Genomic DNA, 12,099 nt, shown 5'->3' on the forward strand with positions numbered 1-12,099 from the left:
AAGCCAGACTCAATTATATTCAGGAGCTGACATGATAGAAGTTAAAGAGGCCGTACAAGTCGCCAAGGCGGCAGCAAACGACTTCCTCGGGCAAGAAACGGAATTGCAAGACCTCATGCTTGAGGAAGTCGAGCTAAATTCAAGCGGTAAAACATGGGTAATCACGTTGGGCTTTAATGTTCCAACCCCTGATAAATATGAAAGGTTAGGCGCGTCCTTAGCCGGACGAATGCAGACCAGGAAATACAAAACATTCATCATCGACGCGGAGACAGGTGAGTTCCGCTCCATGAAGATCCGCGAAGTATGATAGATGCCTATATCAAGCAGTACCGTAGAAAGGGAATTATAGTCGACACCAACTTGCTACTCCTGGCGCTGATAGGTGGAACGCCCAGCGTTGTGGAGTTCAAGAGAACTCGGGGCTATACCAATGAAGACTACCGCCTTTTGCTCACCATGATTGATCAGTTCGAAAGACTTGTTTCCACGCCTCACATTCTTGCAGAAGTCAGCAACCTGACAAATGGATTGTACGGGAGCAAGTTGCACGATTTTTACGCGACATTAAAAAACTCACTTTCAACAATTATTGAAATTCACTCCCCAGCCTTGGACATAAGTCGCGATTATGAGCTGTCGCCCTACGGCCTTACTGATGTCGGAATTATCGCACTCGCTAAAGATAACTATCTAGTTTTGACTGATGACCTTAGAGTCGCCGGCTTTGCTCACCAACATTGCGTCGATGTTGTGAATTTCAACCATATACGGGAAGCAAGTTGGGAGTTCTAAACCAATAGACGATCACTCCCACGCACGAGCGCAGGAACGATCGGTCATAGGACTGTTAACTACTCGCGACTGTCGGCCGCCTTGCACCTTCCTGCACCCGGTCAGCCAGCAACTGCGCCAGCTCAATCAACTGCGCAACGCCCAGCAATTCCTCTCGCTTCGGGCCATCCAGGTCAAACGCAAGGTCGCAACTCAGCGCATTAGCCGAGGCGAGTGTTTCGCTGAGGTTGACCAGCAGGTCTTCGGTGCTGATTCCGTCGGCTACGGTGAATAGCCGTACGGGGGGATTTGGGGTGGGTTTGATCATTGTGAATTTCCTTAATCTAAATGGAGCCGCCACTGATCGCCGCGATGCGATAGAGGGTGGCAGCTGTGCGCAGGTTCGCGGACCGGAGATTAAGGAAACCGGCATACCCGAAGGTATCCCGCGCACAGCCACCATAGCGCCGCACAGTAGACGATAAAAAAGCGTCAACTGAAAGGAGGCAATGCTTAATCAATCCGGGCCGCGACGCCCGACCGCTGCGTGTGCAGCGGTGTACGCAGACTAGAGATCTACCTTCCTAGGGACAACCTTAAATCCCTGTCGGACGTTTCCGTAGACGACCACTACACTTAGGTTATGTAGAGGCTCAACTAGAAGCGGCCTACATGAGCAGGGCATTGCTCGTGCAATCAGCAAGCTCAACACCAAGCCATAGCCAAACACACACCAAACTGTGGGAGCTGGCTTGCCTGCGATAGCATCGCCTCAGTACTGCAGGAAAACCGAGTTGTCCGCATCGCAGGCAAGCCAGCTCCCACAGGGTTCAGCGTCACGCTGGAGATCGCGACCCGTCGGTAAAATTGGCAATCCGTGGTTCCCGGCTATCATGAAGGCAACCACTGCGACACCAAACCACACCGCCGCTTTTTACTTATGCCCCCCGATCAGGCTAAATACCCACCTGATCGCTTAACCCTACGGATTGTCCGCCATGGCCCGTCAACGCTTTGCAATTGTGTGGATCGCCTGCTTTGCAGTGCTGTTCAACGCCTTTGCCATGCCGATGGCCAGCGCGATGCAACAGTCGCAAGACCCCGTGCAGCAATTGTTGTGGGGCAGTTTCTGTTCCTCCAATGGCGCCAGCCTCAAGACCATTGCCTTGGGCAAGTTGGACATCCCAACGCCGCCCCAGGAAGATCATTCCGCCATGCAGCATTGCTGGTGTTGCTCGGGCTCACCGCCGCTGGTGGCGTTACCGGGGCATGTGCCGCAGCTGTATGTCACACGTTTTGATGCCGTGCCGGGCCTGTCGCCGCCCGCACTGCAAGCCCCTACCCCGCGCCAGCAATGGCCGAGTCTTAACCCCCGCGCCTCTCCAACGGTCTGATTTCTTCGCAAGTGAACTGCGTTTAGAACCGTTCTGGAGAACTGCCATGCTTAAATCTTCCCTGCTGCTGGCTGCATTGTTGCTGCCGGTGTTCAGTGCTGCCAATGCCGATGACTACAAGGCCGGCAGCCTGCAGGTCAGCGATCCCTGGTCCCAGGAATTGCCGCCGAATGCGCCGACTGTCGCTGCCTATTTTGTGATTCATAACCAGGGCGAAAGCGCTGATCGTTTGCTTAGCGTCGACACGCCTGTGGCGGCCAAAGCCGAGTTGCATGAGCATGTGATGCAGGGCGATTTGATGAAGATGCAAAAGGTGGAAACCGTTGCCGTACCGGCCAAAGGTGATCTGACCTTCGCACCGATGGCCTACCACGTGATGCTGCTGGACCTGAAAGACCGCAGCCAACTGCGCGACGGCCAACACTTCCCACTCACCCTGAACTTCGAAAAAGCCGGCGCGGTGCAGGTTGAAGTCTCGGTACAAAAAGCGCCGCCGATGGCCGGCCACGAGCATATGCACGCCCAATAGGCCAACGTAAATGGGCGCCCCTCGCGCCAGGTTGTCGCCACACCGCCGCAGGCCCATGAGCCTGGCGCGCGGCAGTTGGATCAGCCTGTTCGCCATGTTGATGATTTTTATCGGTCCGCTGATTTCCCAAGCGATGCCGATGGATCATCACGCCGGTATGTCGATGCAAATGTCCATGGACATGCCGTCGACCAGCCATAGCGAGCACACGCCAGCTCCCAGCGAACACCACGCCCTCTGGGCAAAGTGCGGTTATTGCGACCTGCTCTTCAGTTGCCCGGCCCTGCCCGGCAGCATCTCCCATGTCAGCCTCGGCACCCCGCCACCGGCGAATGCCCTGACGCCCGCCACCCGCCTGGGCCACGCCCGGCAGAGCATCTTCCCTGGCGCCCGCAGCCGCGCCCCACCTATCGCTTCGTAAGCACTTCACAGCATCACTTCACACCGGCCGACTTTAGACAGACAGCCGCAGGCTGCTGGCCGTGTTGTTTACGATTGATTGATGGAATTTGTCATGTCCAGGTTTTCTGCTGACTCCCGATTGGGATGTACCCCCGTTCTCGCCGTTCTGTGTGGCGCGCTGTTGGCACCACACGCGCAGGCTGAAGATCATGAGTTGAGCCCCACGGTGATCACCGCAATCGCCCCCAGCTCACCGCTGACCGTTGTCACCAACCCCAAAGACCCCCGCCAACCGGTGCCCGCCAGCGATGGCGGCGACTACCTCAAGACCATCCCCGGCTTCGCGCTGGTGCGCAACGGTGGCACCAATGGCGACCCGGTGCTGCGCGGTATGTTCGGTTCACGCCTGAATATCCTCACCAATGGCGGCATGATGCTCGGCGCCTGCCCAGGGCGGATGGACGCGCCCACCTCGTATATTTCGCCGGAAACCTACGACAAGCTCACCGTGATCAAAGGCCCGCAAACCGTGCTCTGGGGGCCTGGCGCGTCAGCCGGCACCATCCTGTTCGACCGCGAGCCCGAGCAATTCGGCGAGCTGGGCACACGGGTCAATGCCAGTGTGCTGGCCGGCTCCAACGGGCGCTTCGACAAGGTGGTCGATGCCGCTGCCGGTGGGCCTTTGGGCTATGTGAGGGTGATCGGCAATCAGGCCCACGCCGATGACTACAAGGACGGCAATAACAACACCGTCGCCTCGCGCTACGACAAGTGGAATGGCGACGTGGCCGTCGGTTTCACCCCCGATGCCGACACCCTGCTGGAGCTCACTGCCGGCCGTGGCGATGGCGAAGCGCGCTACGCCGGGCGCGGCATGGATGGCTCGCAGTTTCTGCGCGAAAGCCTGGGGCTGCGGTTTGAAAAGTCCAATATCGGTGAGGTACTGGATAAGGTCGAAGCGCAGGTCTACTACAACTACGCCGACCATGTGATGGACAACTACAGCCTGCGTACGCCGTCGGGCACCGGCATGATGGCCGGGCCGATGGCCTCCAACGTCGATCGCCGCACCCTCGGTGCACGCATCAAGGCGACCTGGCGCTGGGCCGATGTGCAACTGATCAGCGGCCTGGATGCGCAGACCAACGAGCATCGCCAGCGCAGCAGCATGGGCATCGACACCTACAAGGAACTGCCACGGGTCAAGGATGCCAATTTCCACAACTACGGCGTGTTCAGCGAGCTGACCTGGTACGCCGCCGACCGCGATCGGCTGATCACCGGCGCCCGCCTGGACCGCGCCTCGGCCAAGGATTTCCGCCAAACCACCGGTTCGGGAATGATGGCGCGCCCCAACCCGACCGCCGACAACACTCGCGCTGAAACCTTGCCATCGGGCTTTGTGCGTTATGAGCACGACCTGGCCGACACACCCACAACCGTCTACGCAGGGCTCGGCCATTCGGAGCGTTTCCCGGATTACTGGGAGCTGTTTTCGCCCAACACCGGCGCGGTCGGTTCGGTAAATGCCTTCGACGGCGTGAAGCCGGAGAAAACCACCCAACTCGACTTCGGTGCGCAGTACAAAACCGCCGACCTTGAAGCCTGGGCCTCGGGCTATATCGGCCGGGTGCAGGACTTTATCCTGTTCGACTACAAGCCCGGCATGATGGGCACCACGTCCCAGGCCCGCAATGTCGACGCGCGCATCATGGGCGGTGAACTGGGCGCAGCGTACAAACTGACCCAGCACTGGAAAGCCGACGCCAGCCTCGCCTACGCCTGGGGCAAGAACACCAGCGACGGCAAGGCGCTGCCGCAGATGCCACCGCTGGACGCGCGTTTGGGCCTCACCTACAGCCAGGACGACTGGAGCGCCGGCGCCTTGTGGCGTGTGGTCGCGGCGCAAAACCGCATCGACCAGAACAAGGGCAACGTGGTCGGCAAGGACTTCGACAAAAGCAGCGGTTTTGGCGTGTTCTCGCTGAACGCGGCGTACCGCATCAATAAAAACTTCAAGGTCAGCACGGGCGTCGACAACCTGTTCGGCAAAGCCTATGCCGAGCATTTGAACCTGGCGGGTAACGCAGGCTTCGGCTACCCGGCCAACGACCCGCAAGCCATCAAGGAGCCGGGGCGTACGCTCTGGACCAAAGTCGACATGAGCTTCTAAAAGCATCGCGGGCAAGCCCGCTCCCACAGGGAAATGCATTCCAAATGTGGGAGCTGGCTTGCCTGCGATAGCGGCCTGACAGACAAAAAATATCTAAAGCCTTGCGGAGCCTAATGATGACCACCCCAAAAATTTCCTTCTACAACCTGGCCTGGCGCTGGCACTTCTACGCCGGCCTCTTCGTCGCCCCGTTCATGGTGCTGCTGGCCCTCACCGGCATCATCTACCTGTTCAAACCCCAGCTCGACCCGCTGATGTACGGCAACCTGCTCAACGTGCAAAGCGCCGAGCACGCCCTGAGCGCCGACGAACAACTGCAACGCGCCCAGGCAGCTTTTCCCCAGGGCAAAATCAGCAAATACCTGCCACCCGCCGACGCCACCAGCAGCGCGCAATTCGTGATGCACAACGATGGCCGCGAAGTGACGGTATTCGTCGACCCGTATCGCGGCACCGTCCTCGGTGAACAGGATGCCCAATACAACCTGCAAGCCATCGCCCGCGCACTGCATGGCGAGCTGATGATCGGCACCGTCGGCGACCGTTTGGTGGAACTCGCCGCCGGTTGGGGCGTGATGCTGGTGGTATCCGGCGTGTACCTGTGGTGGCCACGCGGCAAGTCTTCGGCGGGCGTGTTGTGGCCACGGCTCAACAGCCGTGGCCGAGTGTTCTGGCGCGATATGCATGCGGTCGCCGGTTTCTGGGGCGCGGCATTTTTGCTGGTGATGCTGCTCAGCGGCATGACCTGGACCGGCTTCTGGGGCAAACAATACGCCGAGCTGTGGAATAAGTTTCCCGCCGCGATGTGGAACAACGTGCCGCAGTCCGACCAGCAAGCGCGCAGTCTCAATACGGCCAGCCAGCAGACTGTGCCATGGGCAATGGAGAACACGCCAATGCCCATGTCCGGCGACCACGCCGAACATATGAACCACGGTGCGATGCATTCAGGTCCCGCCGCGCCGACGGTACGCCTGCAACAAGTGGTCGACCTGGCCAACGCACGCAAGGTCGAACCCGGCTACAGCATCACGTTCCCCACCACCGCCGAAGGCGTGTTCACCGTCGCGGTGTTCGCCAACGACCCACGCAATGACGCGACCCTGCATGTGGATCAGTACACCGGCAAAGTGCTGGCCGATGTACGTTGGGAACACTACAACCTCGTCGCACGCGCCACCGAAACCGGTGTAATGCTGCATGAAGGCAAGATGTTCGGCTGGGTCAATCAACTGATCGTGCTGGTGATTTGCCTGATGATTTTACTCAGCGCGGTGAGTGGCGTGGTGATCTGGTGGAAGCGTCGGCCACACGGTGGGTTGGGAGTGCCGCCGTTGCGCCATGACCTGCCGAAGTGGAAAACCGCGATGGTGATCATGTTCGCGCTGGCGATCATTTTCCCGTTGGTGGGTGCATCGCTGATCGTGGTGTGGGCGCTGGATCGCCTGGTGCTGGCGCGCCTTTTCAACCAACGTGAATCTGCCTCAGGTTCTGCATGAAGCAGGCGAGATGCCCACGGCAGAGGCCTTCTGTAGCCTTGCGCGACTTTTGTCGCGCAGCCAATAAGTGTTAACTTATAACACTTTCTGCGTTATCGTTGCTCGCCGCGCCCTGCGGTGAGCACCCCTCTCAAGAAGCGATTGATCGACCGATGAACAAGTACCTCGCGTCCGGCCTGTGCCTGCTCGCCCTGCATAACAGCGCCCAGGCCCTGACTCTGCCCGCCAGCCCCGTGACCGCGCCCGCCGTGGATGACGAGCGCGTTGACCTGAACACGCCGACCACCGCCGGTTCGCGCTTGAACCTCACGGCCTTGCAAACCCCGGGCAGTGTCGAGAGCCAGACCGGCGAAAAAATCCGCGAGCGCGGCGACGCCAGTGTGCAGGACGCCATCTCCCGCGCCACCGGCATCAGCCGCACCGGCTCGCCGGGCGACGGCGGCACGTCGTTGCAGGCCCGTGGTTTTACCGGGCAGAGTTCGGTGCTGCAGCTGTACGACGGGCAGCGCATGTTCGACGGCGCAGGCACTTCCACCTTCCCGGTGGACACCTGGTCGGTTGAGCGCGTGGATGTGCTGCGCGGCCCGGCCTCGGTGATGTACGGCCAGGGCGCCACCGGCGCGGTGATCAATACGATTGCGAAGAAGCCGTTCACCGGCGAAATCGAAAACCATGTGCGCCTGGGCTACGGTTCCTATGACCGCCAACAGCAAGCGCTGGACAGCGGCGGCTCACTGACTGACACACTGAGCTACCGCCTGAACGTCAACCGCCTGCGCAGCAACGGCTTCATCGCACTCGGCGACTCCGCCAGCGATTTCGTCAGCGGCGCGCTGCGCTGGCAGCCGGCCGACACCCTGAGCTTCACCCTGGCCCACGACTATGGCGACCAGAGCCCGCAGAACTACTACGGCACGCCACTGATCAACGGCCAGTTGCACAAAGGCCTGCGCGACAAGAACTACAACGTCAGCGACGACAAACAGCACTACAACGACCAGTGGACGCGCCTGACCAGCGAGTGGCAGATCAACGACAACGTCACCGCCACCAACGAGCTGTCGTACCTGAAAAACCAGCGCCGCTGGCAGAACGCCGAGAGCTACAACTTTGTGAATGGCGGTTTGGTGCGCCAGGACTACCTGGGCATCAAGCACAACCAGGAACAGGTCGGTGACCGCCAGACGTTCACCTTCAAGCACACACTGTTCGGCCTCGACAGCCAGACGGTGACAGGCGTTGAGTACAATCGTATTCGCTTCCGCCTGGCCAGTAACGCGCCGTTTAACGACGTGCCAGGCGGCGGCCAGCCGGTGGATATTCAGCATCCGGTGCCACAGCCGTTTGTGAGCGACAGCCCGTTTATTGCGCAGTCGGTCAGCACCACCAAACAGCTCGCTGCTTTTGCCGAAAACCGCCTGCAGCTGACCGATAAACTCTCGTTGATCACTGGCGCGCGCCGCGACTACCTGCACATCGATAGCAATGATCTGACGGCTGCGAACACAGATTCCGACAAGACCCTGACCGGCAACAACTGGAAAGCCGGCCTGGTCTACGCGATCACACCGAGCACTTCGGTCTACGGCCAGTACGCCACCAGCACCGACGGTGTCGGCAGCCTGATCAGCCTGAGCCCGAGCCAGCAGCAGTTTGGTTTGTCCACCGCCAAACAGGCCGAAATCGGCTTCAAGCAGGCGTTCTGGGACTCGCGTGGTGAATGGACCCTGGCGGCCTATCACATCGTCAAAAAGAAACTGCTGGTGAGCATCCCCGGCACCACCCTCAAGGAGCAAGTCGGCCAGCAATCCTCCAACGGCCTGGAAGCCAGCCTGGACCTGCAACTGCCCAACGCCTGGCAGCTGCAAGCCAATGCGGCCATTGTGCGGGCGCAGTACGACGACTTTTCCGAAGTGGTCAACGGCCAGGCTGTTTCCCGCGACGGCAACCGCCCGGTGGACGTGCCCAACCGCACCGCCAACCTGTGGTTGAGCAAGACGGTGACCGATGACATTCGCGCCGGTGCCGGTGTGCGTTACGTCAGCGCCCGTTATGCCGACACCGCCAACAGCAGCGAAGTGCCGAGCTACACCGTGGCCGACGCCAGCGTATCGTGGAGGGCCATGCGCAATACCACCCTGGGCCTTGAGCTGAACAACCTGTTCAACCGCACCTACGCCGTCAGCCAGTACAACAATGGCCAACAGTGGATACTGGGTGAGCCGCGCTCGTTCTTCGTCACGGCGGACTACACCTTCTAACTGATACACACGCTCCCTGTGGGAGCTGGCTTGCCTGCGATGAGCATAGGTATCTACACAACCGGTTAACACGAAGTCTGTGGCAGGTGGGCTTTTGTGGCGAGCAGGCTTGTCCTGCGTTGGGCTGCGAAGCGGCCCCCGTACAGGCACGGCAATTTTGCTGAAAGTACTCAGCGTCTGTTTTTGGGGCTGCTTCGCAGCCCAACGCAGTACAAGCCTGCTCGCCACAGGAGAAATAGGCTGCTTTTAAAAGTTGTGTAGATACCTATGGCTATCGCAGGCAAGCCAGCTCCCACAATTTACTGTGTTGAACTTGAGAATATTGATGGCCTCACTCACCCTCACCGACCTTGGTTGGACCCCACCGGGCCACGACCACTGCAATCATCGCTTCCAGCTGCGAGATGCCAGCCTGCAGGTCGGTGCGGGGGAGTTTGTCGGGCTGATCGGCCCTAACGGCAGCGGCAAGACCAGCCTGTTGCGCTGCGCTTATCGCTTCAGCAAACCCGAACGCGGTGACGTGCTGCTCGAACACCAGAATGTGTGGAAACAAAGCGCCAAATGGTGCGCACAACGCATCGCGGTGGTGCTGCAGGAGTTCCCGGACACCTTCGGCTTGCGCGTCGACGAAGTGGTCGGCATGGGCCGCACGCCCCACAAAGGTTTGTTCGATGGCGACACACTGCACGACCAGCATCTCATCCGGCAGGCGCTGGAATCGGTCGGTATGCACGGCTTTGAAGACCACGCGTTCGCCACGCTCTCGGGCGGTGAAAAGCAGCGCGTGATCCTCGCCCGTGCCTTGGCGCAGCAGCCGCAATTGTTGATCCTCGACGAGCCGACCAACCACCTCGACCCACGCTACCAGTTGGAGCTGCTGCGGCTGGTCAAGCGCTTGAACATCGGCACCCTGGCCAGCATTCATGACCTGAACCTGGCCGCGGCTTTCTGTGACCGTTTATACGTGATCAACCATGGGCGCATTGTCGCCAGCGGCACGCCTCACCAAGTGCTGACCGCCGAATTGCTGCGTGATGTCTTCGGCGTCGAAGCCTTGATCGACGCTCACCCTTTGGCCGGCTACCCCCGAATCACCTGGATAACCCAACCATGATCCTGCGCTCCCTGTTGTCTCTCGCGTTGCTGTTCGGCACTGCCCAAGCGTTTGCCGAAGCCACCCATTACCCGGTGACCGTCAAAAGCTGCAACCGCGACGTGACCTTTCAGGAAGCGCCGAAATACGCGGTCAGCCACGACATCAACATGACCCAAATGATGCTCGCCCTGGGCCTCAAGGATCACATGGCCGGCTACAGCGGCGTCACCGGCTGGAAGTCGGTCACGCCGCAAATGGCCGACACTCTCGTCGGCCTGCCGGAGCTGGCGAGCAAGTACCCGTCGGTGGAAACCCTGCTCAACGCCAACGTGGATTTCTTCTTCGCCGGCTGGGATTACGGCATGCGCGTGGGCGGCGATCTCACGCCGCAAACCTTGCAGCCACTGGGCATCAACGTCTACGAGCTGACCGAGTCCTGCGCCTTCGTAATGAAGCGCCCGGCCGCGACCCTGGACGACACCTATAACGACCTGCGCAACCTGGGCAAGATCTTCAACGTGCAGGACCGCGCCACGGCCTTGATCGCGCAGATGCAGGCGCAAGTGGCCGAGGTGCAACAGCACCTGCCCGCCGACAAGCCTCGGGTGTTCCTCTACGACAGCGGCGAAGACCGCGCCATGACCTCCGGCCGCCTGGGCATGCCGCAAGCGCTGATCACCGCCGCAGGCGGGCGCAATATCCTCGATGACATCGACGCCAGCTGGACCCGCGTCAATTGGGAGACAGTCGTGGAGCGCAACCCGCAGGTGATCGTGATTGTCGACTACAGCGAAATCACCGCCGCGCAAAAAGAACAATTCCTGTTGGATAACCCGGCGTTGCAGTCGGTGGACGCCATCAAGAATCAGCGCTTTATCGTGATCCCGTATGTGCAGGCAACGCCAGGCATCGACAACGTGCTGGCGGTGGAAACCCTGGCCAAAGGGTTCCACGGCGAATGATCAGCCGCCGCTATGCTCTGCTGCTGAGTGCGCTTGGCGCGTTGTTGCTGGTCTCTTGCGTGATCTCGCTGGGGTTTGGCTCGGCGCGGGTGCCGGCGGACGTGGTGTGGCGGATTCTGCTCAACAAGGCCTTCGGCCTCGGTGACGTCAACTGGAGCACCGGCCAGGAACATATCGTCTGGTTGATCCGCGTGCCGCGCATGTTGCTTGGCGCACTGGTCGGGGCCGGGCTGGCGTTGATCGGCGCCGTGTTGCAGGCGGTGACGCGCAACCCGCTGGCCGACCCGCACCTGCTCGGCGTGACCTCCGGCGCCACTCTCGGCGCGGTGATCGTGGTGTTGCACGTAGGGGAAGTCGTCGGCTTGCTGACCTTACCTATCGCCGCCTTCATCGGTGCGCTGCTGAGCATGCTGGTGGTGCTGGCTGTGGCCAGTCGTAACGGCCGCCTGGAGAGTGATCGCCTGCTGTTGTGCGGCGTAGCCGTGTCATTCGTGATGATGGCGGTGGCCAACCTGCTGCTGTTCATGGGCGACCATCGCGCCGCCTCGGCGGTGATGTTCTGGATGCTCGGCGGCCTGGGCCTGGCGCGCTGGGAACTGTTGGCGATCCCCACTGCGACTGTGCTGCTGGGGCTGTTGATACTGGTGGGCATGGCGCGGCCGCTGAACGCATTGATGGCCGGCGAACAGACCGCCGTGACCCTGGGCATGAACGCACGTTCTGTGCGTTTGAAGGTGTTCCTGGTGGCGTCGTTGATGACCGGTGTGCTGGTGTCCATCAGCGGCTCCATAGGCTTTGTCGGGCTGATGGTGCCGCATATTGCGCGGCGTCTTGTGGGCGCTGAGCACCGGCGCTTATTGCCGGTGTGCGCGTTGCTGGGCAGCCTGTTCCTGGTGTGGGTTGATGTCGCCGCCCGCACCCTGATCGCCCCCGAAGACTTGCCCATTGGGGTGGCGACGGCGGCGATTGGCGGGCTGTTTTTTATCGGGTTGATGCGTAAGCGCTGAAC

Annotated in this window: 12 protein-coding genes; 11 read left to right on the top strand and 1 reads right to left on the bottom strand. The window is 60.5% G+C overall.

Annotated features, from left to right (window positions below; translation table 11 throughout):
• The first annotated feature begins 31 nt into the window (after positions 1 to 31).
• The gene (locus tag AB4P96_RS28770; RefSeq protein WP_065930623.1) at positions 32 to 310 is read left to right on the top strand and encodes a hypothetical protein; all 279 of its coding nucleotides are present in this window, start codon (positions 32 to 34) and stop codon (positions 308 to 310) included.
• On the top strand, positions 307 to 795 hold the full coding sequence (locus AB4P96_RS28775; protein ID WP_138451577.1) for a PIN domain-containing protein: 489 nt from the start codon (positions 307 to 309) through the stop codon (positions 793 to 795). The genes AB4P96_RS28770 and AB4P96_RS28775 overlap by 4 nt, the downstream gene beginning before the upstream one ends.
• A 55-nt stretch (positions 796 to 850) precedes the next feature.
• Here the strand turns inward: AB4P96_RS28775 and AB4P96_RS28780 are convergent, their stop codons facing one another.
• Entirely contained in the window at positions 851 to 1,102 is a 252-nt protein-coding gene (locus AB4P96_RS28780) for a DUF6124 family protein (RefSeq protein ID WP_122528293.1), read from the bottom strand.
• A gap of 670 nt (positions 1,103 to 1,772) precedes the next feature.
• Here AB4P96_RS28780 and AB4P96_RS28785 point away from each other — a divergent pair.
• From AB4P96_RS28785 to AB4P96_RS28825, 9 genes are all read left to right on the top strand, one after another.
• Positions 1,773 to 2,168: a DUF2946 domain-containing protein gene (locus AB4P96_RS28785; RefSeq protein WP_177033396.1), complete on the top strand. Its 396-nt coding sequence runs from the start codon at positions 1,773 to 1,775 to the stop codon at positions 2,166 to 2,168.
• 46 nt (positions 2,169 to 2,214) lie between these two features.
• A complete protein-coding gene (locus AB4P96_RS28790) occupies positions 2,215 to 2,697 on the top strand; it encodes a copper chaperone PCu(A)C (RefSeq protein ID WP_395600353.1) in 483 nt (160 codons plus the stop codon).
• 10 nt (positions 2,698 to 2,707) lie between these two features.
• A complete protein-coding gene (locus tag AB4P96_RS28795; RefSeq protein WP_176991766.1) occupies positions 2,708 to 3,118 on the top strand; it encodes a DUF2946 domain-containing protein in 411 nt (136 codons plus the stop codon).
• Positions 3,119 to 3,211: 93 nt separating this feature from the next.
• Positions 3,212 to 5,272 carry a TonB-dependent copper receptor gene (locus AB4P96_RS28800; protein ID WP_026013683.1) on the top strand — a complete coding sequence of 687 codons (2,061 nt, stop codon included), beginning with the start codon at positions 3,212 to 3,214 and terminating at the stop codon, positions 5,270 to 5,272.
• A gap of 116 nt (positions 5,273 to 5,388) precedes the next feature.
• Positions 5,389 to 6,771 (top strand): PepSY domain-containing protein, encoded by a 1,383-nt coding sequence (locus AB4P96_RS28805; RefSeq protein ID WP_170040336.1) that lies wholly within the window; start codon positions 5,389 to 5,391, stop codon positions 6,769 to 6,771.
• A gap of 152 nt (positions 6,772 to 6,923) precedes the next feature.
• Complete coding sequence (locus AB4P96_RS28810) at positions 6,924 to 9,032, top strand: TonB-dependent receptor (protein ID WP_395600354.1); 2,109 nt, start codon at positions 6,924 to 6,926, stop codon at positions 9,030 to 9,032.
• Positions 9,033 to 9,357: 325 nt separating this feature from the next.
• The gene (locus AB4P96_RS28815; RefSeq protein WP_099548123.1) at positions 9,358 to 10,146 is read left to right on the top strand and encodes an ABC transporter ATP-binding protein; all 789 of its coding nucleotides are present in this window, start codon (positions 9,358 to 9,360) and stop codon (positions 10,144 to 10,146) included.
• Positions 10,143 to 11,090: an ABC transporter substrate-binding protein gene (locus AB4P96_RS28820; protein WP_017136768.1), complete on the top strand. Its 948-nt coding sequence runs from the start codon at positions 10,143 to 10,145 to the stop codon at positions 11,088 to 11,090. Before AB4P96_RS28815 ends, AB4P96_RS28820 begins: the two co-directional genes overlap by 4 nt.
• A complete protein-coding gene (locus AB4P96_RS28825) occupies positions 11,087 to 12,097 on the top strand; it encodes an iron ABC transporter permease (protein WP_017136769.1) in 1,011 nt (336 codons plus the stop codon). Before AB4P96_RS28820 ends, AB4P96_RS28825 begins: the two co-directional genes overlap by 4 nt.
• The last annotated feature ends 2 nt before the right edge of the window (positions 12,098 to 12,099 follow it).

The organism is Pseudomonas sp. B19125, from assembly GCF_044218855.1.
Classification (GTDB): Bacteria; Pseudomonadota; Gammaproteobacteria; order Pseudomonadales; family Pseudomonadaceae; genus Aquipseudomonas; species Aquipseudomonas edaphica.

Excerpts from the sequence above, each read along its gene's own strand:
- AB4P96_RS28820 (WP_017136768.1), top strand. The coding sequence starts at position 10,143 with ATGATCCTGCGCTCCCTGTTGTCTCTCGCGTTGCTGTTCGGCACTGCC.
- AB4P96_RS28785 (WP_177033396.1), top strand. The coding sequence starts at position 1,773 with ATGGCCCGTCAACGCTTTGCAATTGTGTGGATCGCCTGCTTTGCAGTG.
- AB4P96_RS28780 (WP_122528293.1), bottom strand. The coding sequence starts at position 1,102 with ATGATCAAACCCACCCCAAATCCCCCCGTACGGCTATTCACCGTAGCC.
- AB4P96_RS28790 (WP_395600353.1), top strand. The coding sequence starts at position 2,215 with ATGCTTAAATCTTCCCTGCTGCTGGCTGCATTGTTGCTGCCGGTGTTC.
- AB4P96_RS28815 (WP_099548123.1), top strand. The coding sequence starts at position 9,358 with ATGGCCTCACTCACCCTCACCGACCTTGGTTGGACCCCACCGGGCCAC.
- AB4P96_RS28825 (WP_017136769.1), top strand. The coding sequence starts at position 11,087 with ATGATCAGCCGCCGCTATGCTCTGCTGCTGAGTGCGCTTGGCGCGTTG.
- AB4P96_RS28795 (WP_176991766.1), top strand. The coding sequence starts at position 2,708 with ATGGGCGCCCCTCGCGCCAGGTTGTCGCCACACCGCCGCAGGCCCATG.
- AB4P96_RS28810 (WP_395600354.1), top strand. The coding sequence starts at position 6,924 with ATGAACAAGTACCTCGCGTCCGGCCTGTGCCTGCTCGCCCTGCATAAC.
- AB4P96_RS28775 (WP_138451577.1), top strand. The coding sequence starts at position 307 with ATGATAGATGCCTATATCAAGCAGTACCGTAGAAAGGGAATTATAGTC.
- AB4P96_RS28770 (WP_065930623.1), top strand. The coding sequence starts at position 32 with ATGATAGAAGTTAAAGAGGCCGTACAAGTCGCCAAGGCGGCAGCAAAC.
- AB4P96_RS28800 (WP_026013683.1), top strand. The coding sequence starts at position 3,212 with ATGTCCAGGTTTTCTGCTGACTCCCGATTGGGATGTACCCCCGTTCTC.
- AB4P96_RS28805 (WP_170040336.1), top strand. The coding sequence starts at position 5,389 with ATGACCACCCCAAAAATTTCCTTCTACAACCTGGCCTGGCGCTGGCAC.